At 51.4% G+C, this 20,493-nt stretch carries 27 protein-coding genes and 2 pseudogenes; 2 read left to right on the forward strand and 27 right to left on the reverse strand.

Annotation, left to right across the window (positions count from 1 at the left end):
* Nucleotides 1–6: 6 nt before the first annotated feature.
* The 19 genes from ssb to ACVBDQ_RS00375 form a co-directional block, all read right to left on the reverse strand.
* Nucleotides 7–492: a single-stranded DNA-binding protein gene (gene ssb / locus ACVBDQ_RS00285; RefSeq protein WP_446662984.1), complete on the reverse strand. Its 486-nt coding sequence runs from the start codon at nucleotides 490–492 to the stop codon at nucleotides 7–9.
* A gap of 72 nt (nucleotides 493–564) precedes the next feature.
* The gene (locus ACVBDQ_RS00290) at nucleotides 565–1,116 is read right to left on the reverse strand and encodes an HNH endonuclease (protein ID WP_446662985.1); all 552 of its coding nucleotides are present in this window, start codon (nucleotides 1,114–1,116) and stop codon (nucleotides 565–567) included.
* Entirely contained in the window at nucleotides 1,113–1,562 is a 450-nt protein-coding gene (locus ACVBDQ_RS00295) for a hypothetical protein (protein WP_446662986.1), read from the reverse strand. The genes ACVBDQ_RS00290 and ACVBDQ_RS00295 overlap by 4 nt, the downstream gene beginning before the upstream one ends.
* On the reverse strand, nucleotides 1,546–2,796 hold the full coding sequence (locus ACVBDQ_RS00300; protein WP_446663007.1) for a replicative DNA helicase: 1,251 nt from the start codon (nucleotides 2,794–2,796) through the stop codon (nucleotides 1,546–1,548). The genes ACVBDQ_RS00295 and ACVBDQ_RS00300 overlap by 17 nt, the downstream gene beginning before the upstream one ends.
* Nucleotides 2,796–3,053 (reverse strand): replicative helicase loader/inhibitor, encoded by a 258-nt coding sequence (locus ACVBDQ_RS00305; protein WP_446662987.1) that lies wholly within the window; start codon nucleotides 3,051–3,053, stop codon nucleotides 2,796–2,798. Before ACVBDQ_RS00305 ends, ACVBDQ_RS00300 begins: the two co-directional genes overlap by 1 nt.
* Nucleotides 3,053–3,823: a DNA-binding protein gene (locus ACVBDQ_RS00310; protein ID WP_446662988.1), complete on the reverse strand. Its 771-nt coding sequence runs from the start codon at nucleotides 3,821–3,823 to the stop codon at nucleotides 3,053–3,055. The genes ACVBDQ_RS00305 and ACVBDQ_RS00310 overlap by 1 nt, the downstream gene beginning before the upstream one ends.
* Before the next feature lie 4 nt (nucleotides 3,824–3,827).
* Nucleotides 3,828–4,025 (reverse strand): hypothetical protein, encoded by a 198-nt coding sequence (locus ACVBDQ_RS00315; protein ID WP_446662989.1) that lies wholly within the window; start codon nucleotides 4,023–4,025, stop codon nucleotides 3,828–3,830.
* A complete protein-coding gene (locus tag ACVBDQ_RS00320; RefSeq protein ID WP_446662990.1) occupies nucleotides 4,018–4,173 on the reverse strand; it encodes a hypothetical protein in 156 nt (51 codons plus the stop codon). The genes ACVBDQ_RS00315 and ACVBDQ_RS00320 overlap by 8 nt, the downstream gene beginning before the upstream one ends.
* Nucleotides 4,170–4,766 carry an ERF family protein gene (locus tag ACVBDQ_RS00325; RefSeq protein ID WP_446662991.1) on the reverse strand — a complete coding sequence of 199 codons (597 nt, stop codon included), beginning with the start codon at nucleotides 4,764–4,766 and terminating at the stop codon, nucleotides 4,170–4,172. Before ACVBDQ_RS00325 ends, ACVBDQ_RS00320 begins: the two co-directional genes overlap by 4 nt.
* Nucleotides 4,763–5,242 (reverse strand): siphovirus Gp157 family protein, encoded by a 480-nt coding sequence (locus tag ACVBDQ_RS00330; protein WP_446662992.1) that lies wholly within the window; start codon nucleotides 5,240–5,242, stop codon nucleotides 4,763–4,765. Before ACVBDQ_RS00330 ends, ACVBDQ_RS00325 begins: the two co-directional genes overlap by 4 nt.
* Nucleotides 5,243–5,337: 95 nt before the next feature.
* Nucleotides 5,338–5,544 (reverse strand): hypothetical protein, encoded by a 207-nt coding sequence (locus tag ACVBDQ_RS00335; protein ID WP_446662993.1) that lies wholly within the window; start codon nucleotides 5,542–5,544, stop codon nucleotides 5,338–5,340.
* A 351-nt stretch (nucleotides 5,545–5,895) separates the two neighbouring features.
* On the reverse strand, nucleotides 5,896–6,159 hold the full coding sequence (locus ACVBDQ_RS00340) for a hypothetical protein (protein WP_446662994.1): 264 nt from the start codon (nucleotides 6,157–6,159) through the stop codon (nucleotides 5,896–5,898).
* Entirely contained in the window at nucleotides 6,156–6,437 is a 282-nt protein-coding gene (locus ACVBDQ_RS00345) for an AbrB/MazE/SpoVT family DNA-binding domain-containing protein (protein WP_079935592.1), read from the reverse strand. Before ACVBDQ_RS00345 ends, ACVBDQ_RS00340 begins: the two co-directional genes overlap by 4 nt.
* The gene (locus ACVBDQ_RS00350; protein WP_446662995.1) at nucleotides 6,434–7,216 is read right to left on the reverse strand and encodes a Rha family transcriptional regulator; all 783 of its coding nucleotides are present in this window, start codon (nucleotides 7,214–7,216) and stop codon (nucleotides 6,434–6,436) included. Before ACVBDQ_RS00350 ends, ACVBDQ_RS00345 begins: the two co-directional genes overlap by 4 nt.
* A gap of 24 nt (nucleotides 7,217–7,240) precedes the next feature.
* Nucleotides 7,241–7,651 (reverse strand): hypothetical protein, encoded by a 411-nt coding sequence (locus tag ACVBDQ_RS00355; RefSeq protein WP_446662996.1) that lies wholly within the window; start codon nucleotides 7,649–7,651, stop codon nucleotides 7,241–7,243.
* A 44-nt stretch (nucleotides 7,652–7,695) separates the two neighbouring features.
* Complete coding sequence (locus ACVBDQ_RS00360; protein WP_446662997.1) at nucleotides 7,696–7,968, reverse strand: hypothetical protein; 273 nt, start codon at nucleotides 7,966–7,968, stop codon at nucleotides 7,696–7,698.
* Nucleotides 7,969–7,981: 13 nt separating this feature from the next.
* Nucleotides 7,982–8,161, reverse strand: coding sequence for a hypothetical protein (locus ACVBDQ_RS00365; RefSeq protein WP_446662998.1), 180 nt, complete (start codon nucleotides 8,159–8,161; stop codon nucleotides 7,982–7,984).
* 155 nt (nucleotides 8,162–8,316) lie between these two features.
* Nucleotides 8,317–8,955, reverse strand: a complete 639-nt coding sequence (locus tag ACVBDQ_RS00370) for a BRO-N domain-containing protein (protein ID WP_446662999.1) — start codon at nucleotides 8,953–8,955, stop codon at nucleotides 8,317–8,319.
* Nucleotides 8,956–8,971: 16 nt separating this feature from the next.
* Complete coding sequence (locus ACVBDQ_RS00375) at nucleotides 8,972–9,190, reverse strand: helix-turn-helix transcriptional regulator (RefSeq protein ID WP_081130646.1); 219 nt, start codon at nucleotides 9,188–9,190, stop codon at nucleotides 8,972–8,974.
* A 133-nt stretch (nucleotides 9,191–9,323) separates the two neighbouring features.
* On the opposite strand from ACVBDQ_RS00375, the gene lexA reads away from it, so the two are divergent.
* Both lexA and ACVBDQ_RS00385 read left to right on the forward strand, forming a co-directional pair.
* Nucleotides 9,324–9,932 carry a transcriptional repressor LexA gene (gene lexA, locus ACVBDQ_RS00380; RefSeq protein ID WP_446663000.1) on the forward strand — a complete coding sequence of 203 codons (609 nt, stop codon included), beginning with the start codon at nucleotides 9,324–9,326 and terminating at the stop codon, nucleotides 9,930–9,932.
* Between the two features lie 59 nt (nucleotides 9,933–9,991).
* The gene (locus ACVBDQ_RS00385; protein WP_446663001.1) at nucleotides 9,992–11,434 is read left to right on the forward strand and encodes a recombinase family protein; all 1,443 of its coding nucleotides are present in this window, start codon (nucleotides 9,992–9,994) and stop codon (nucleotides 11,432–11,434) included.
* A 26-nt stretch (nucleotides 11,435–11,460) separates the two neighbouring features.
* On the opposite strand, the pseudogene ACVBDQ_RS00390 reads toward ACVBDQ_RS00385, so the two are convergent.
* From ACVBDQ_RS00390 to ACVBDQ_RS00425, 8 genes and pseudogenes are all read right to left on the reverse strand, one after another.
* Nucleotides 11,461–12,024: pseudogene (locus ACVBDQ_RS00390) on the reverse strand (AMP-binding protein); the annotation flags it as partial.
* A gap of 3 nt (nucleotides 12,025–12,027) precedes the next feature.
* Entirely contained in the window at nucleotides 12,028–13,101 is a 1,074-nt protein-coding gene (locus tag ACVBDQ_RS00395) for a CaiB/BaiF CoA transferase family protein (protein WP_011230816.1), read from the reverse strand.
* Between the two features lie 14 nt (nucleotides 13,102–13,115).
* Nucleotides 13,116–14,261: an acyl-CoA dehydrogenase family protein gene (locus ACVBDQ_RS00400; RefSeq protein ID WP_011230815.1), complete on the reverse strand. Its 1,146-nt coding sequence runs from the start codon at nucleotides 14,259–14,261 to the stop codon at nucleotides 13,116–13,118.
* A gap of 25 nt (nucleotides 14,262–14,286) precedes the next feature.
* Nucleotides 14,287–15,861, reverse strand: a complete 1,575-nt coding sequence (locus ACVBDQ_RS00405; RefSeq protein ID WP_021322296.1) for a fatty acid--CoA ligase — start codon at nucleotides 15,859–15,861, stop codon at nucleotides 14,287–14,289.
* A gap of 258 nt (nucleotides 15,862–16,119) precedes the next feature.
* Nucleotides 16,120–17,052, reverse strand: coding sequence for a stage V sporulation protein K (spoVK, locus tag ACVBDQ_RS00410; protein ID WP_011230813.1), 933 nt, complete (start codon nucleotides 17,050–17,052; stop codon nucleotides 16,120–16,122).
* Between the two features lie 335 nt (nucleotides 17,053–17,387).
* Nucleotides 17,388–17,615, reverse strand: a complete 228-nt coding sequence (gene hfq, locus ACVBDQ_RS00415) for an RNA chaperone Hfq (RefSeq protein WP_011230812.1) — start codon at nucleotides 17,613–17,615, stop codon at nucleotides 17,388–17,390.
* A 34-nt stretch (nucleotides 17,616–17,649) separates the two neighbouring features.
* A complete protein-coding gene (gene miaA, locus ACVBDQ_RS00420) occupies nucleotides 17,650–18,597 on the reverse strand; it encodes a tRNA (adenosine(37)-N6)-dimethylallyltransferase MiaA (protein ID WP_011230811.1) in 948 nt (315 codons plus the stop codon).
* 193 nt (nucleotides 18,598–18,790) lie between these two features.
* A pseudogene (locus tag ACVBDQ_RS00425) lies at nucleotides 18,791–20,487 on the reverse strand (methyl-accepting chemotaxis protein).
* Nucleotides 20,488–20,493: the final 6 nt, after the last annotated feature.

A 20,493-nucleotide genomic window follows, 5' to 3' on the forward strand; every position in this document is an offset into this window, starting at 1 on the left:
CGGCACTCAAAAGGGAAGGTCATCATCGTTGAATTCAACCGGTTCTCCTCCAAACGGATCGTCATTCCCCCACTCCATTTCCGGCGGCTCCGAGAAGGCCTCTCTCGCGCCCGTAGAGGTGTTTTTCTGTTGACCTGCACCTTTACCATTCCCTTGTGCTTTTCCTTCGTTATTCGAGCCGCTGCGAGCCAAAAACTGCACGTTATCCGCCACCACTTCCGTGACATACACGCGCCGGCCGTCCTTCTCATAGCTGCGGGTTTGCAATCGTCCGTCCACCGCAACGAGGCTTCCTTTTGTCGTGTAGTTCGCCACGTTTTCGGCTGTTTTCCGCCAGGCGATCACATTGATAAAATCCGTTTCACGTTCCCCTTGTTGATTTGTGAACGGACGGTTGACCGCAAGCGTAAAGGATGCAACAGCCGTTCCGTTTGGTGTGTAGCGTAATTCAACGTCTTTTACCAAGCGACCAACTAATACTACTCGGTTCATAACATCCCTTCTCCCTTCTATTTGTCCGCGAATACTATGAAACTCGCTTTTTTTGGTTTGCTTTCCACCGTCTCAACAACCACCAACGTATCCCCGTCCGCCGTCTTCTCCGTCCGGACGATTACGTACCATTTGCGCACGGCGTTCCTCCTCTCTCATAAATTTTTCAAACGCCTCCTTTGTTGTGTTGGGTATCAGTCCGGCCTGGAACAAGTCGTATTCATCAGCCCAGTACCAAATGCCGTACCGTTCTTCCCTCTTTTGACGGAGCCAATCAGCAAAATCCCGATCCTGGTGCGCAAGTTGGTGATGGATTTTGCATAGCGGCGCGAGGTTTCGCCACTTTCCCCTTCCGCCTTGTGAGCGGAAACGGACGTGATGCGCTTCTATGGTGTATGTACTGCCGCACACAAGGCAGGCGTTTCCAAACTCCTCCACCATCCGGGTGTACTCTCGCTTGCTCACGCTCCCACGCACCTTTCGAGCGGGGATGACGCGGCCTTTATACATCTGAACCTTCCCTTTCCGCTTCTTCGGCTTCTTCTCCCGCACCAGCGGCTTGGGCTTGTCCTTCCTTTGCTTCGCCGGCTTTGGCACAGGATGAAATTCGTGTGATAGGTTCAAGCTTTCACCTCCCTTTCGTAAATGCCGGCCAGCGCCGGAAATTCGTCGTGTTCCCTTTTCAATTCTCGAAACGATCGGAAACGAACCCCCACGGCCATCGGGAAGTCCATCGGGTACTGATGGCAGTTTTTCGGCCATTGCTGAAAAACACGACAGAAAAAGTGTGTAGCTTCTTCTTCATTTCTCGCAAAGACGAAAGCAAAACGTCCGTTTTCGATCTTCATGGCGTATACATGGATTTCATCAATGCCAAGCGGGTTTTGTTCCATGAGTTCGCCGATCGCTCGGTTGTCCTCTTCTGTCGCCTGGGCAAGCACTTCGTCTAACTTATCTGCCGGGTCGTCATATCGCAATTTCCCGGCAGACAGAAAATGCCGAATCGCATAGACAAGCACTTTGATTTCGTCCCTCATCGCCTCCTTGAGCAATTCACGAATAGTAAACATCATCAATCACTCCGGTGTGTTCGTTGTATCGCACTTTCACTGTTCCAACAGGCCCATTCCGGTTTTTGCTGACGATGATCTCAAGCGTATCGTCGTCGGACTCTTTGTTGTAATACTTGTCTCGATACAGGAACAGGATGATGTCTGCGTCCTGCTCCACACTTCCCGACTCGCGGATGTCGGACATCATAGGGCGTTTGTCTGACCGCTGCTCTACTGATCGGTTCAATTGAGCCAGCGTCACCACTGGACAGTTGAACTCTTTCGCCATTTCCTTCAGCGATCGGGACAATTCTGTGACTTGCAAATGAGCGTTGCCACCGTAAAAATGAGCTGGGCGAATCAGTGTGAGATAGTCGATAAAGACAATCGGCTTTTTTTCAGGAAACCTATGAAGAATTTTCCTTGTTTTCGCTCTCATTTCCGCAATCGTTTGGCCGGCTCCGTCAAATATCTGTATGTTCGTCTGCGACACCCTCCCGATCACATCCGGCCAGCGCTTCTTTTGCTCATCCGACAGCCCTCTATACAAATCGCGCATCTTAGTTCGATTGAAACCTCCAACAGACGCGATGAGTCTGTCGCGTATCATCGAGCTTGGCATTTCAAGTGAAAACACGATAGGTAAATATCCTTGCCACCCAGCTTGTTTCGCTAGGTGTATCATCACATCGCTTTTCCCCATGCTCGGCCGGGCAGCGATTACGGTTAGCGAAGCATCTTGAAATCCGTTGGTCATCCGGTCGAGCTTCACAATCCCGGTCGGCACACCTCGTTTCTGCTCGATCGGCGTCCACGGCGCGTCATAAATCTCCGCCGACAAGTCTGTGATCGATGAATAATCATCCAGCCTCGCTTGGTTCAGCTTGTCCAATTCCGACGTGATGCGGTCAATCGGCCAATCTTCTTGTGCGGCCACAGTCAAAATGCGCTTTTTCTCCCGCTCCTTCCAAGATTCAAGGACAAGCTGCTCGTATTGCTCAAATTTCTGTTCATTCGCATAGTCAGCCAGCTCATTGAGATACGACACGCCGCCCAGTTCGGCGATGTCCGCCGCCATCGCAAGTGATACGATGTCCACCATCTTCCCGTCGTTCACAAGTTGTTTCATCGTATCGAACAAACGGCGGTGCCGCGCTTCGTCAAAATGGTGTGTGTTTAAAATGGTGTCCTTTAGGAGATACTGGTGTTCAAGGAATGTTCCCAGTATCGCCTTTTCTGCCGTAACCGACATCACCAATCCTCTCCGGCATTTGGATCATGTACGTATTCCTCAAAATATGGTGGTTTGATCTCTTTGTAGCAAAGGTCAGCGATCGTCGGAGGGAACGGTTTTTGTTTTACGTGTCTTTTCACGTTGTGTAAGGCGTTTTCGAAAGGCTCATCAGCAAGCAATTCATGCCAAACGTCCACCTTTTCCGACGACACTTCAAAATTCGGATAGACATAAGCGATGATCTTGAAAATTTGCTTAACCTCATCCCTTGTCATTACAATGCCTCCCAATCTACTTCGTTGGCTGCTTTTCTCAACTTGCCAACACGTTTCGTCTTCTGATCGTGAAGCTCGTTGTATTCTCGAACAGCTTTTAGGGTGAACAATCCCATGTATTCCAAGTTTTTAAGGATCGAAGAAATGTATTTAGCTGGGTTCCTAGGTGCGTTTTCTCTAGCTCGTTTAATCACTTCGCAAATGATGGCTTCCGGTTCTTGAAATTGCCCCTCTGAAATAACATGGTCGAATTCTTGTTGCAAAATGGATGGCGGTAAATATCCGAACGCTAACTCAAACTCTTTGATCGGATTGGGACGATCATCATCATTAATTAATTCATTATTAGTTAGTTCATTATTTAGTTCTTTATTATTTAGTAGGGGGTCGATTTTCGACCGTCGGTTTTCCGACCGTCGGTTTTCCGACCGTCGGTTTTCCGACCGTCGGTTTTCTAGCTCTCGGTGATCCTCATCAACAGGATGTTCATACACAACGGTCTCCCACCCGATAAACTTCCCTTTTTCGTCCTTCACTCTCTGTCTGACCACGTATCCATATTGCTTCAGCTCGTTCATCGCCGATTTAAATGTTGAACTCCCATCCGGCGAGTGTTTCATCAATTCTTCGTTATAAAACGTCCAGTTATCCGGCATGGAAAGCATATAGGCAAGCAGCCCTTTCGCTTTCCAACTTAACCGATCATCATGTAGGCCGACTTTGCTCATTACAACATAATTGCTGTTTTTCTGTACTCTAATGACTCCCATGCGGTCACTTCTCCTTTACACAAATCGCCTTCCCTTTTTCAATCCGCACCACCCGAAAACCGGGATGGGACGCCCGGACGTAGCCGCAGGCATACGCGATATACTCCTGCTTTGTCCGGGCTATCCAGGTGTAGCAGTGCGGGATGGCGACTTCGTACTCCAGCCCCGGTTTGTATGCTTTTTCAACAGGTTTTTTAGCCACGCCACCACTCCCACGCGGATTGCAGGAACATGATCGTGATGAGCACGGCCCATAAAATCAACATCGCCACAATATCTTCCTTGGCCGATCTCAATGCTTCACGCCGCTTTTGGCGTGAGAGCCATTTTTCCGCGTCGTCTATTCTCATTTTTGCCGCTCCTTCCCGGTCAGGATAGAAATTGCCCGACTGGCTTCTTCAACTGTCCAATCCTCCATGTCGTGTGTGACGCCCATTTGTTCTTTCAACCGTTCATAGAGCGCTTGCTTCGGATACTTGTCCGACGCCTTTTTGTTGAGCAGGCTGTCGATAAAGTTGAGCTGTTTCTCGCTCGCTTTTTGTGACACGCCTGCTTCAGCCGCGTTGGCGTCGTCATCGTCCTCCGCTGCAATCCCCAGCGCCGCACACAGGGAGTATCGCCTTGCGTATGTCACGGCGCTTCCCGCCCCTTGTGCCGTCACCTTGCCCATCGGGAGCTTGAGCGGGTCGCTTTCGATGTACTCCCCGCTTGTGTGCAACAAGAGTGTGGTCACACAAATGTAGTCGCCTTCCGTTGTTGTAGATTGGAAGAATGACAGCCCGTGCTTGGCAAGATACGGCTTGATCGTCGTGACGATCTCCTCAAGCGGGCTGTATTTGCTTTGAAAATGCGGGTTTACCGCTGTTTTTTTCGGCGCCGGGCATTCAGCTTGGAATTGGCACAGTGCTGATGCGATATTGGCAATGCTTTCTGAACGTTTCATCGGATCTGTACTCCTTTCGTCTGCTTAAGTGCCGCGCCAGGCACGTGCTCGCCGTTTTTGAGCCGTTCAAGGATGGCCCTTTTATCCACCTTGGCCGGTTGTGGGATAAGGAAGTCTGCCGGGATCAGCGTTTCGTCAATCACGTCAACAGAAGGTGGATTTTTTCGGATGGAAACCGTGATCGTCGGCCGTTTCACTTTTTCAATACCGGCCGTTTCAAGTTGTTCCTGTAGGTACGATTTCAGCCGTTCGATCTTGTTTTCAATCGCCTGCCTCCGCTCGGCCAGGCGTTTTTCTTCGTCGCGGATGACCTTGACGTCCGCCTCAAGATTACGGATGAGCTTCCCGATATTCTCAGCCTTGTCCTCGATCGCCTCTTGCAAGGCTTCTAATGTATCCACAATCGCCTCGCTGTCCATTTCCTCAGCCATCTCTAGCAGCTTGGCATAGTTTTCGGCCAACTCATACAGTTTCAATGCAGTTCCCTCCTATTGATTTTTCTTGCGCCATCCGGTACGATGGTGTTGAACGTTTGTTTAGGGTTGGTTCCCCGCTGGCTCGCGGGGATTTTTCATTTCCACACCGCTTTCCTCTCGCCATTTTCCACGCAGAACGCCATCGCGCAGTATCGGTCGTAGTGGATCATCAACCCATCCGGGAACTCGATGATGCTTTCTCCCTCGACGATCTCACCGCCGCACCCCTCGCAATATCCGACGACGCGCGGTTCCTCTTGACGGATCGGATGCCGGTCGGAAATGATCGGGTTCTCGATCATGCGGGTTCACCTCCTTTCTGGTGCGCATCGGCAGGCACAAGAACGCTGGAAAAGGGGGGGTAGGGAAACAGCGCTCCTGTACCTGACGACAGGCACCAGGCCTGTCCTTGTGTTGGGAAATGGAAATGTGCTATATTGTGATTGGGCCGGTGTTTCTTTTGTGTTGCAACGCCGCTTTGAGGCATTTGCGGCGGATTGCAACTTTTTGTTTTTCCCGTTTCAGCACGGCCACTTCATGCCAATTTCGGCGTCGGATATGAAGCTCGATTTCTTGCGCCAAACGGGCTTCCCAGCACAAGAGATTCATATATTCATCCCAAGATGGGCTCAAATAGTTCGGTGTGTACGTCATCACTCATTCCCCTTTCTGATAATCGCTGTAATATTGATTCCGCGTTCTTGTAGCGTCGCGATCAGTTCAGCTAGTTGGTCGTGTTCTCTCTTCCGCCGCAGGAGCTCGTCCAACTCACGACGACAGCGTTGGTATTCTTCAACCCAACGATCGGCGGACTGCAAATCTCCGTGTTCCAATTCAAGATAGGCGCGAGATAGATAGAATTTGCAGTGTTCGAGCAAGCTGTTGCCATGTTCTAAGTCGCCTGGGAGGAGGTTCATTGTGCTCCCCCTTCCTTCACATACGCCACGATGTCATCAATCATCGTTTGCGCCTGTTTATCGCCGCTTGTCTCGACGACATGTCTCAAATACTCCAATTCCTCAAGGATCGCGAGTCTTTTCTGATCGACGCCATATTCCCGCAGAAACACCCCTTCGTTAGTTGCGAACATTTCAATTGGCGTCCCTGTTTCCCAACCGCGAATGCGTCGAACTTCCATTGGAATGACGATTCTTCCTAAATGGTCAAGTTTACGAACGATTCCAAGTGGTTTCATCGTGTAACAACCCCCATTTCTGCTTGGATGATCTCTTTAACACGACGTTGCCATTTCAGTTGATACACCATTTTCCCGTTTTCCAACTGAATCGGCTCCGAGCTGCTGTATTTCTTCCCTTCCACCGTCGCTACCCATTCGCCGCCGACGCGCCATTGCAATCCGGCTTTTTGGAGAAGTTTATTGACTTCTTTTCCGGAAAGCGCCGGTTCAAACATCTTGCCGATCTGCGTTGGTGTGACCAGCTGCATTTCAAACTCATCCGTCAAGCGCTTCTCGATTTTGTTTTCCAGTTGCTCAATGCGGCTGTTTTGACGCGCATTGTCTTCTTCCAAAGCTTTGAGCTTTCGTTCCGTCTCCACCATTTGCTGTGCGTACATCAGAAGCATTTCTGCCGTCGTTTTCGGTTGGATCGCTTGTTGTTTTTGCAGTGCCTCTTTCATGCGATTGAATTCGTTAATGTATCTGATTTTAATCATCATTGCCTTTGGTGTTGTATATCCCATTGTCACCAACATAAACGCATCGAAATTCAACAGGTACTTTGTGTATATTTGCTTGTTTTGCGGATGTTGATATGGGGTCTCATAAAATTTCAAGACACCCATGTCGATACCCAATTCCTTTACTTCTTCGGATTCTTTTAACTTTTCGATATTTTCGATTGTTCGGCGAATATCCGCCAACACGTTAAAATGCTCTTTCCCAAAAGTTTCAGCGATCGTCAGACTGTCTGTAAGTACTTGGTTGTTATCAATGAACACTAACTGTTTATTCATCTTTTCTCTCCTCTCCCACTTGCTTTATTCAGCTGTATAGTGTGGTGAACGACAGTGATAACAAGTTGCCTTTTCTTTCGCCGCTTCGATAGCAGTTTTCAAATTTATTGGCGGTTCATCGTTCCATTCCCCGAAAGAACAATGATGAATAATTTGTGCTTGTGCTGTTTCATCACCGATAGAGCAAATTTTCATAACAAAAATTTCAAAATCTCTACGGTGGTGGTCGGCTTGTATAATAATGTCTCCAACCGAGACAATAAACAGCGCATGTTCGCCGCAAGATAAATGACCGCGTCGTTTGACATAAACAGGTTTTTTCGGTGATCCGTCTGCATTGCAGATGATTTGTGAAAATCCTGTATTAGTCATCCCACCACCGCTTTCCCAAAGGGCTGGATGCCCTTTTTTTGTAAAGTGAAGTTTGATTACCATTTGTTTCACCTCTACTTGTCCACTTTTTCGCCAAAAGGAATGCCCTAGAGGGCAGCTTTCACACGTGCTTCCAACCCTGCATACAACGGCCATCCGTCGCGAGACATCGTATTCCGCGCTTGGTCATACGTGATCTGGTGATACTCGCCACCACCAAGCACCTCGATGCGATATGTTTCGTCCAGCACGATTTCGCCGCTTTTCGTCTCAAGTGAAACGGTATCACCATCAATAATCAGCGTGCCGAGTGTGTAGCGCTCAAGAAACGCGTCAATTTCATGCGTTGTGCGTTTGATATGATCGCTGAGAACGTACATTTGCGGTCACCTCCTAGAGGGCAGCCGGATCATATTCCTTGTCAATGCGCTCATGCAGTTCCCGCTTGAACCGCATGAGTTCGTCATGCATACTCCGGTCGCGGTTTTTCATCACTTCCGCGACCGTGCGGGTGTAGAATGTGATCGCGGCTTCGAGTGTTTCAAAGTCATACGCACTTGGTAGTTTTTTCATGATCGTTCACCTCCTTCTTTCCAGTCACTTCTTCCCATGTCAGTTCACCGCGTTCGATTTTAGTGATGATGCGCGGGATGGATGTACGGAGAAAAAACGTGTAGATACGCTTCATCGTTTCACGGGATGGTTGATTCACTTTTATCAGCCCCTTCTCAAGAAATGTATTTGCCGTAAATGGTTTTGCTGATGGAAATATCGAGCCCGAACTTTTCTTTAATCGCCATGAGATTGACCGTATCCTCTAAAATCTGCTGACGGTCAATCAGCATATCTGGTGTCATATCGCTTTTCTTAACCATTTTCGGATAGCCGTACTTTGTGGAAACCGCTTTGTTTGCTATGGTGTTGGCTTTGATATAGTCCACCCGTTCCGGTTGGTTGAGTGATTCTCTGAGTTTCTGCATCATTTCTTTTTGATGATCTTTGTCTAACATGCGAAAGACTTGGAATCCTTCAAGGCCGGATGATTGGCGGAGTGTCTTCAAGATGTCGTAAATCCAAAATCTAAATTCAACCGCTTCTTTCTTGCGACTTTGTGTGATCGCCTCATAAATCCCGTATTCATTCACAATTGTCATTTCCTGCGGCCCGCCAGACGTCGGAAGGGTGTGACTTGAAATCACATCCTTTTTGACTTGTTTTTCAATCGCCTTCAAACGTCTTGCAACTGCTGCTGTTTGTAAACCCAAAGCCTTTGCAATATCAGCTAGTACGGCACACCAATCACCGGCAACCCTTTCAACAAAGCGAATTTGATGTTTATTCCACACTTCAGTACGGATCGTTGTCATTTTTGAACCTCCTTTATTACGCGCTTTTGTCACCATTTTGGTGACTACGGGGTAAAAAAATATCTTCAATGCGCATGTCAAAGAAATCGCGTAATTTAAACATTTCATCAAGCGTAAATTGGCGCTCTCCGCGTTCCTTCATGCTGTACGCCCTTGTAGATATACCTAAATAAGAAGCAAGTTCTTTTTGAGTGATCCCTCTTTTTTTGCGGAGCAACAATAATTTTTCTTGCATGTTCCTCACCTCCTGATTTAATAATATCACCGTTTTGGTGACTAGTAAAGTACTTTTTGTTATTTTTTTAGATTTTATATTCCAAAACGGTTACTTTTATGATATTTTTTTAATGGAGGAAGGAGGTGAAAATGTGAATCTTCAGAAATATGTAGGTGAAAAAATAAAGGAATTCCGTCTAAAAAAAGGAATGAGCCAAGAGGAGTTGGCTGATCTGCTACAGACGACGAAACAGACGGTCAGTCGATACGAAATCGGGGAAAGAAAAGCGAACCAAGACGTATTATTTAGGTTGTCAGAAATCTTCGGGGTAAGCATTGATGATTTCTTCCCCCCGAAAGAAAAGCGATTATCCTTTTCTATGCTCCCTGTAGTCGGTAGGGTGTCGTGCGGAAACGGGGTTATCGCATATGAGGAAATTGAATCTTATGAGCCTGTTCCTAATGACTGGATCGATGGAGGAGAATATTTCTTTGCCAAGGCAAAAGGCGACTCCATGATCGGCGCGCGGATTATGGACGGCGATTTGCTCCTCATCCGCCGCCAGGATGATGTCGATAACGGAGAAATCGCCGCTGTGTTGATTGATGATGAAATCGTGCTGAAAAGAGTATACAAGACCGATGATACTATTATTCTACAAAGTGAAAATCCGGCGTACAAGCCTATTGTCGTCCGGCCGGAAGACACAAAGAATGTGAGAATCATAGGCAAACTGAAAAAAGTAGTCCTAAATTTCTAGCGCTAGAAATTTAGACGGGCGGGCGACGGCTCGCCCATCTTTTTTAGGAGGGAACAGGTATGCGAACCGCATTGTATATCCGCGTGAGCACGGAAGACCAAGCGCGGGAGGGGTATTCCATTCAAATGCAAAAGGAAAAACTCCACGCCTATTGTGTTTCGCAAGGCTGGGACATTGAAGGATTTTATATTGATGACGGCTACAGCGCAAAGGACTTGGAACGGCCGGCGATGAAACGGATGATCGAAAACATCCAACAAGGGCTGATTGATTGCGTGTTGGTGTATCGTTTAGACCGCCTGACCCGTTCCGTTTTGGACTTGCACAACCTTTTAAAACTATTCGATGAACATGACTGCAAGTTTAAATCGGCAACCGAAGTCTACGATACCACCACTGCCACCGGGCGCATGTTTATTACGTTCGTTGCCGCGCTTGCCCAGTGGGAACGGGAGAACACGGCAGAACGTGTGAAAGCCAACATGCAACAAATGGTTCATGAAGGAAAATACCCGGGCGGGAAAGTGAATTTTGGGTATCGACTAGAAGGAAAGAAGATTGTCATTGATGAGCAGGAAGCCGCTGTTGTACACAAAATGTTCGACTTGTACCTTGAGGGAAACGGAGACAACCGGACGGCCACCCTGTTGAACCGCATGGGGCATCGAACGAGACAGGGGAGGTTGTGGACAGGCAAGCAAGTCCGTGACGTTCTGACCAATCAAGTGTATATCGGGCGTTTTTTCTATATGGACGAGTACCACGATGGCATTATCCCACCGATCATAGAACGCGAGAAGTTTGAAACAGCACAGAAGATGAGGGAGGGAAGGAGAGGGAAGCATCCAAGACAAGTCGCGAGCGATTATATCTTCTCCGGCGTTCTGCGGTGCGCTCGTTGCGGCCGCGTGATGCCAGGCAAGCTATCCAATCACACAAAGAAAAACGGCGTTTATGCTCGCAGGAAATACACATGTCGGGGGACGTTTACGAAATTGTGCGATATGCCCATGTTGGACGAACAGGCGATTGAGGAGGTGTTTTTGCAATATATCCGAGAAATTCGTGACGCTTCAGCCGCGTCCGAGGTGGCCGCATCGTATGAACAAGACAGCGATCACATCAGCCGACAAATACAAGATATTGAAACACAACTGGATGAAATTAAGAAGCGCCGGAAACGATTGCAGTTGGCCTTTGCAAATGAAGTGATCTCACTTGAGGAGTTGAAAGAGCTGACCAGTGAGGACCGGAAAATTGAGAAGGAACTGCAAAACAAGCTGGAGGAATTGAAGGAACAAGAGGAATCCAGCGAGGTTTCACCTCAAGAGCTGATCGAGATTCTGATGCAGTTCGGGGAAAACTGGAATCACCTGTCGGATAAAGAGAAAAAGAATCTTATCAGCATGTTCATAAAGGAAATATATGTCCAGGCGGAAAACACCAGGCCAAATAGATGGAGAAAACGGAAAGTGTGGATTGAGCGTGTGGAATTCTTGTAATTCTACACATTCTTTTTTATTACGTTTGGATTTCCCGTTGTCGCCGACGTATAACACATACCAGCCGGTTGGTATTCATCGAGGTCTTTCAAGAACGGAAATGTTGGATCGCCCTCGGCAAGCAGTTTCTCGTAATGGTACACTGGCGACAACGTTGTTTCCGGCAGCTCGTCGGCATCGGTCATGACGATGAAAGCGCGTACGTTCGGGATCTCGTCCTTGATCGCTTCAATTGCCGGCAGCAAATCATCATCGATCAGCAGCACACGGTCATCGGCGTGGTTGATGATGTAAGAGATATGCTGCGGCGAGAGGCGGATGTTGATCGTATGGAGCACAGCCCCGATGCCGGGAATGGCAAAATACGCTTCCAAATGGCGGTGATGGTTCCAAGCGAACGTGCCAACGCGGTCGCCGACTTCCACCCCGAGCCGCTTCAACACGCTTGACAGCCTGCGCGTCCGCTCGCCGATCTCCTTGTATGTATGGCGGACGACGCCTTCTTTCATGCGCGAAACGACTTGCTTTTTTGGGAAAAACAACTCCGCCCGCTCAAGCATCATGGAAATGTTTAACGGTGTTTTCATCATCGGTCATTCCTCCCCCTTTACCAAATGCGCATGTTCATTGACTTTAGGCGGCTCCCCGCCGCCCCATTGGCCGTCCGGCCCATGTGCGGCCGTCCATGCGCCGCCCGGCTGCAGCCGAACGAGATGGCGGAGCCGGCTGTCAGCAAACAGCGCCTTCGCCTCACCCGTCTCCAGCACCGGGGCAAGGCAGACGTCGACCGCTTCGGCGAACGCGCTCCACTCATCCAATGTCTTTTCACGGAACAAGGCGGCGAGCTCGTCATATACGGCTTCCCCCGATCGCGCCGGCGCCCATTGCGCCTCCGTCCATTCCGGATGGCCGACCGCCTCGCAAAACCGCTGCCAAAAGTGCGGCTCGAGCGCCGCTAAACTCATATAACGGCCGTCTTTTGTCTCATACAGCTGGTAGCACACCACCTCCCCAGACAACTCGGAAAGACCGGTCTTCGGCCCACCGCCGTGTTCAATGGCAAAATGGCCAGCCATCATCGCTGCCAAGCCATCGACAAGCGAAACATCAAGATGGGCGCCTTTGCCGGTTCGCTCGCGTGCAAAGAGGGCAGCCAAAATGCGCTCGGCCGCCGCCATGCCGCCGATAAAATCGGCAAGCGTGATCTTCGGATGAACCGGGCGGCCGCGTTCATCGGCCAGCTGCGCAAGCAAGCCGGAGAGCGCCATATAGTTTAAATCATGGCTGCCAAGCAATGAGCGGCTGCTCTGTTGACCGAAGCCGCTGATCGAGCAATAGATGATTTGTTCGTTCATGCGGCACATATCGTCATAACCGAGCCCAAGCCGCGCCATCACCCCGGGGCGGAAGCTTTCGATCACTACATCGGCGCGGGCGGCGAGCCGCCGGGCTTGCTCGCGACCCGCGTCCGTTTTTAAATCCAACCCGATGCTTTTTTTGCCGGCGTTATAGGCGGCAAACAACCGGCCCTCGGCGAACGGGCGCAGCCGATCGCCGGATGGGGGCTCAATTTTGATGACTTCTGCTCCGAGCTGGGCGAGCCGCCAGCTGGCAAATGGGCCCGGCAAGTAATGGGAAAAATCAACGACTACAATGCCACGAAGCATATCTTTCCCTCTCTCTACAAATCTAGCTGCCGGGCGATGATTGTTTTCATCATCTCGTTCGTCCCAGCGTAAATGGCGCTTACGGGAATGTCGCGATAGCGCCGGGCGATCTCATATTCTTCCATATAACCATAACCGCCGTGCAGCTGCATCGCCTCGGCTGCGACACGTTTTGCCATCTCGGTAATCCACCATTTCGCCATCGACACTTCCGTGACGATCTGTTTTCCCGCCATATGCTCTTCAATGACGCGGTCGACAAACGTGCGGCCAAGGGCGATTTCCGTCGCCATCTCGGCAAGGCGGAACTGGACGGTCTGAAACTCGCTCACCCGTTTGCCGAACGCCGTGCGCTGTTTGACATATTGCTTCGTCAAGGAAAACATCACTTCCGCCGCCGTTTGTGCGGCAATGGCGACAACGAGCCGCTCCTGCTGGAGCTTTTCCATCAAATAGTAAAAACCTTTTCCTTCCTCGCCGAGCAAATTATATGCCGGCACTTTCGCATCTTGGAAAAACAGTTCGGCGGTATCTTGGGCGTGCAGCCCGACTTTCTCGAGCTTCCGACCGCGCGTAAACCCCGGCGTATCCCGCTCCACGACGAGCAGGCTGATGCCGCGGTGCGGCGGCTTTGCCTGCGGGTCGGTTTTGCAGGCGACGACGATCAAGTCGGCATGAATGCCGTTCGTGATAAACGTTTTTTGTCCGTTGACGATGTAGTAGTCACCGTCTTTTACTGCCGTTGTCGAAATGTTGGCCAAATCCGAACCCGCCCCCGGCTCGGTCATGGCGATCGCCGTGATGAGCTCGCCGGTGACGCATTTTGGCAGCCATTTTTGTTTTTGCTCCTCGGTTCCGTACGATGCGATATACGGCGTGACGATGTCGTTGTGCAGGCCGATGCCGACGAGGCTCGATCCGACTTTTTCCAGTTCTTCATTGATGACGACTGAGTAGGCAAAATCGGCGTTTAGACCCCCATACTTCTCATCGACCCACGGGCAAAGAAAGCCGTTCTCGCCCATCTTCGCCCAAAACGAACGCGGAATGATGCCGCGCTTCTCCCAATCGTTATAATGCGGGTACGCTTCTTTTTCCAAAAACTTGCGAAACGCCGCGCGGAACATATGGTGCTCCTCACGCAAATAGCGAGCCGTCACCCGTTCATCCCTCTCTTCTGTTCGGTCACTTTTTCTCTGTTCCGCCCGTCGCCTGTTTTTTCAGCTGTTCGCGCAGCAAAAACTTTTGGATTTTCCCGCTCGCGTTGCGCGGCAGGGCATCGATGAAATAGTAGGCGCGCGGACGTTTGTACGGAGCGAGGCGGTCGCTCGTTTTGCAAAACTGCTCGAGCTCATCGGCGGTCAGGAGGTCATCTTTTTTGACCACGAAGGCGACGACTTTTTCGCCCCACAACTCATCCGGCTCACCGAGCACAGCGACATCGAGCACTTTCGGATGCTCGTACAACACGTCCTCGACTTCGCGCGGATAGACGTTTTCCCCGCCGCTGATCACCATGTCATCGACCCGGTCGGCGACATACAAGTAGCCGTCTTCATCAAGGTAGCCGAGGTCGCCGGAATGATACCAACCTTTGTACAACGCTTTTTCCGTCGCTTCCTCGCGCTTGTAGTAGCCAGCCATCATGCACGGCCCGCGCATCACAATTTCACCGACTTCATATGGCGGCAGCACATCGTCTGGGTCGGACGGCCCGTCTTCACGCGCACGGACGACGCGGATCTCATGGTTCAGGCAGGCGCGTCCAGCGGAACCGGCTTTTTTCAGCTGCTCGTCTTCCAACAAAAACGTCACCGCCGGCCCCATTTCCGTCATGCCGTACGCTTGAATCAGCTCGATGCCGAGCTGCTCTTGGCATTGCCTGACAAGCGCTGGAGCCATCGGAGCGGCGCCGTATAGGCCGAGGCGAAGCGAAGATAAATCGTAACCGCTTACATTCTCCTGCAAGATCATGTTCCACATCGTCGGGGCTCCAAACATGATCGTAATCCGCTCCCGTTCGATCGTTTCAAGCACGAGCTTGGCGTCAAAATGGTGCAAAATGACGCTCGCCGCTCCGGCATGCACGCGCGGCAGCAAGCAGCAATGCAGCTCGGCGCAATGGAACAGCGGCGCTGCCGCCAGCCCGCGATCCGTCTCGCGGATGCGCATGACGCCATGGCAAATGACGCTTTGCTCGATCATGTCGCGGTGACGGTGCATCACTCCTTTTGGACGCCCAGTTGTGCCGCTTGTATACATAATGGCATAAAGATCGCTCTCATCCACATGAACACGCGGCGCTTCCCCTAGGGCCCGCGCGGCCTGCTCGTGAGCGTTTTTGGCAAACGGCGGCGGATCGCGGTCGATCGACCAAAATGACACGTGCGGGAAACGGCTGTGAATCGCGGCAAGTTCCGGTTCCACCGCCCGTTCAAACAGCACGATTTTCGGCTCGGCGTCCGTCAAAATATAGGCGATTTCTTCCGCCCTCAGCCGAAAGTTGATCGGATTGAACACCGCGCCGATTTTGGCGCAGGCAAACAAAGCGGTCGCGAGCTCAAGCGTATTGTACAGCACCGTCGAAACGCGATCTCCTTTGCGGACGCCCGCTTCCAAAAACGCGTTCGCCCACCGGTTCACTTCCCTCTCCCATTCGGCGTACGTATAGCGGCGTCCGGTCGCCGCGTCGACGACCGCCTCCCGGTTTGGAAACTTTCGCACTGTCTGGGAAAACATCTCCCCAATCGTCATGTACAAGCGCCTTTCCCCCTTTTCTCCGAATGGACGCAGGGCGTGCAGATCCACTAGACAGATAATTCAGATAAATAGGTGTATGATGCCCCCGCTGTTTATGTATTCGCTCTTTTTGATCGCATTCCTCTTTTTTGCGGCACAAAAAAGAAAGGAAGACCTCTTTCTTTCGACAAGAAAAAGAAAGAGGAGCCTCCTTTGCTTTTTTTCATCTCGCGCCGAGAAGACCCCCACTTCCACGCGTGAGCGTAGGTGGGAGAGCGTTCAAGCATGAATCACTAAATCGCGGTCACGGATCGTCATCAGCTCTTTTTTGTCGTAGCGCCCTTCATGAAGAAGGCGGACCGCCTGCTTGCGGATCGCTTTTTCGATTAAGTTGCGCACATAGCGGCCGTTGCTGAACTTGAGGCGGCCGGTCGCTTCCAGCGTCCCTTCGAGATGAATGTACAGTTTCCGCTCCGCTTCCGGCGTCATTTCATACTCGCGTTCGCGCAGCATTTGCTTGGCGATTTGCACAAGCTCCTCGACCGTGTAATCGGGAAACTCGATCGTGAGAGGAAAGCGCGACGGCAAGCCGGGATTTAGCGACAAAAAGTAGTCCATTTCTTTCGGATAGCCGGCCAAAATCACGACTAGGTCGTCGCAATAGTCTTCCATTCCTTTGACAAGCGTATCAATCGCTTCTTTGCCGAAATCTTTTTCCCCGCCGCGGGCGAGCGAATACGCTTCATCGATGAACAAAATTCCGCCGCGCGCTTTTTTGATCAAATCGCGCGTTTTGCTCGCCGTATGCCCGATGTACTCTCCGACCAAATCGGCCCGCTCCGCCTCGATGAAATGCCCTTTGGACAGCACGTTCATCTCAAAAAACAGCTTGCCGAGCAAGCGCGCCACCGTCGTTTTGCCGGTGCCGGGATTGCCTTTGAAAATCATATGGAGCGCCTGGCGGTTGGCCTTTAAGCCGTTCTCCTTGCGCAGCCGGTTGATGTACAGCCAGGCGTAAATTTCCTTGATGATTTTTTTGACATGATCAAGGCCGATCAGCTGATCAAGCTCCTTTTGAATATTGCGGAGCGCCTGATGCTCTTCGCCATCGAGCCAGTCGTTTCTCTCTTCTTTCACTAAATGGTTTACCGTTTTGGAGTTCAACACGATGTTGATTTGCCCTTTCGCCTTGTTCATCGTCAATTCTGACAAGGGGCGTCACCTCGCTTCCCGTTTTCTGCCATCCGCACCCGTTCCGACTTGGCTTTTGACGCCTTGCCTTTTCGTTACTAGTATACGTACGCCACCGCCGATCCGTGACAATCGCCCAAACGAACAGCGGGTCGGCTATAGCGGAAAAAGTTTGTATATGTTTATTCACAAAAGCGGCGGTTTACGCATCTGAATTCACCTCGTCCCTCACTTCCCTTCGGGTGACGCAGGAGCTTGTCGATCAAATAGCGGGCGCGGAAGGAAAACGGGAAATGGCAAAAGGCGCCCTCCGCGAAGGAAGGCGCCTTTTTTCGGCGGCGTATGTACCGTCGGTCTTACTGTTCGGTTTCAAAATGGATGTTCCGCTCCGGCGCAAACGTCGAAATGGCGTGCTTGTAAATGAGCTGTTGTTTTCCTTGCACTTCCAAAAGTACGGTGAAGTTGTCAAACCCTTTAATGTATCCGCGCAGTTGGAAGCCGTTCAATAAGAAGACGGTCACTTGAATGCCCTCTTTGCGCAGCTGGTTTAAAAACTGGTCTTGAATATTGATCGTATTTTTCATCAAACGTCCTCCTCTTTTCTCTCTAAGGATATAATTATATATTCGCTTCAAGTTGAAGCTTTCCTGCTACATAGCGAGAAATTTCCTCCACCTTGGCGGCGAACTGCCCAGCGTCGGTCATGTCAAACCATTTCACCGGCATTTGGTTGCGAAACCAAGTGAGCTGCCGTTTCGCATAGCGGCGCGAATTTTGTTTCAGCTGCTCGATCGCTTCATCAAGGGAAACGCGGCCGTCAAAATAGTCGTACAGCTCCTTGTAGCCGATGGCTTGCACCGCCTGGCAGTCGCGCAGGCCGCGGTCATAAAGCGCCCTCGCCTCTTCGATCAACCCTGCGGCGATCATCTCATCGACCCGCTCGTTGATGCGGCGGTAAAGCGCCTCCCGCTCCGCCGTCAAGCCAACGATGGCCGCCTCATACAAAAGCCGCTTTGACTGCCCTTGCTGCCACTCGCTGAACGGCTTTCCGGTGCAATGATACACTTCTAAGGCGCGGATGACGCGGCGGATGTTGTGCGGATGAATACGGGCCGCACTTATTGGATCAACCGCCTCAAGCCGCCGGTGAAGCGCTTCGGCTCCTTGCTCGGCCGCCAGCTGTTTGAGCGCCCGGCGGTACGCTTCGTCGGAAGGGGCGGCGGAAAATTGGTAATCGTAAAGGGCTGCCTGAATGTACAGCCCGGTGCCGCCGACGATGATCGGCAGCCGGCCGCGCGCCGAAATCTCGGTGATGAGCGCACGGCAAAGCCGCTGAAATTCGACGACGGAAAACGGTTCGCACGGCTCTTTGATGTCCAGCAAATGATGCGGGATTCCTTCCATCTCATCGGGCTTCACTTTCGCCGTGCCAATGTCCATCCCTTTATAAATTTGCATCGAATCGCCGCTGATGACCTCTCCGCCCAGCTTTTTCGCCAACGCGATGCCGAGCTTCGTTTTGCCGACCGCCGTCGGCCCGACGATGACGGCGACTTTTTCAGCCATAGCGCGTCACTGCTTTCTGTTGTGGGACTTGTGTCAACCATCATTATACATAAAAACAGCTGTGCATGGAACCATTTCTTTCATACGTTTTCGCCATCCACAAATCGTTTTATACATGGCAGCGCGAAAAATCGCCTTTCTTCCCTTTCGCCATAACCATATGGAAAAAAATGAACGCCATAAAAGGCGCTCATCATAATGAAAACTTGTTGACAATCGCCTGCAAATCGTCCGCCATTTTCGAGAGCGACGCGGCCGAAGCTGAAATTTCCTCCATCGAGGCCAGCTGTTCCTCGGTCGCCGCCGACACCTCCTGCGCACCGGCCGATGTCGACTCGGCCACGTCGGCGACAAGCCGGACGGAGCGCACCATTTGCTCCGAAGAAGAGACTATGTCGCTGACCGCGGTGGATACGTCGCGGATTTGCGCCGCAACTTCGTCCACGGCGGCGCGAATGCGGGCGAACATTTCTCCCGAGGCGCGAATGACGTTCGTTCCGGCCGTCACTTCGTTGACGACCGACTCCATTGATTGGACGGCATGGACCGTTTCTTCTTGAATGGCAGCGATCAATTCCGCGATTTGCTGGGCCGATTGGGCCGATTGCTCGGCGAGCTTCCGCACTTCGTCAGCAACGACGGCAAAGCCGCGCCCGTGCTCGCCTTAAACGCCGCCTCAATGGCGGCGTTTAAGGCGAGCAAGTTCGTCTGCGCCGCGATGCTGCGGATTGCTTCGATGATCGAGCCGATTTGCTCGGAACGGTGGCCAAGCCCTTTAATGAGGTCAGCCAGCCGCTCGACCGTATCGTTGACTTTGTTCATTTGCGCAACGCCCGCCTCGATCGTTTGCCCTCCCTCAGCCGCTTGTCTTGACGCCTCAGCAGCGATGGCGGACACGCTTTGCGCCCGTCCGGAAATTTGCTCGATTCTCTCAGACATCGAATCGACGGCGGCGGACGTTTCTTCCACGCTTTGCATTTGCTTGTCCATGCCGGAAGCAACGCCCTGAATCGTCATGGCGATTTGCTCGGTCGCCTTGCTCGTCTGTTCGGCGCTCGCTGCCAGCTCCTCCGACGAAGCGGCGACTTGCTCGGCGTTTTGCGCCACTTCTTGAAGCACTTCGCGCAAGTTTTTCGCCATTTGCTCAAACGAAGCGGCGAGTGCGCCAATTTCATCGCGGTTGCGAACCGAGAGCCGCCCGTCCGTCAAATCGCCGGCGGCGATCCGCTTCGCCGCTTCCGACAGCGCCAATAGCGGGCGGGAAAGCGAGCGGCTGATGTAATAGCTGACGGTCGCTCCAGCCGCCGCCGTCAACAAGCCGACGATGATGATCAGCCGCTGGACCGCAGCCGCCGATGCGCTCGCATCATCATTAGCTTCCTTCATTTCCCGCTGCTGGAGAGCGACCAATTGATTCACCTTTTCATCAAATTGGGTTGTTAAGTCGCGCCCTGTTGTGGTCACAAGGGCGATGTACTGCTCCGGTTTGTTTTGCGCTTTTAGGTCGAACGTTTTTTGCCCAAGTTCGTAAAACTGCTGTTCAAGCAAATCGAGCTCGGCAAGCAGCTGTTTCGTTTCTTCCCGCGTCAGCTCCGCCGCAAGCTTTTCGCTTATTTTCTTGTACTCCCCATGCGCTTTTTCAAAATTTTTCCTTGACGTCTCATCGCCGGTCAACAAATAGCCGCGCATGCTGCCGACCTCGCGGCGGATCAATACTTCAAGCTCTTTGGCATTGACAAGCTTCGTCACCCGTTTGTCGATCACATCGGTGTATGTACGGTCAAGAGTCGAAATTTCGTAATAAGAAAACCCGACTAGCAGCGCGATCAACACGTAGACGAGGCCGAAGCCAGCCAGCAGTTTTTTGCGCACGGTCATTTTCATGTTCATTGGCAA

It is taken from the genome of Geobacillus sp. CCR, from assembly GCF_052906625.1.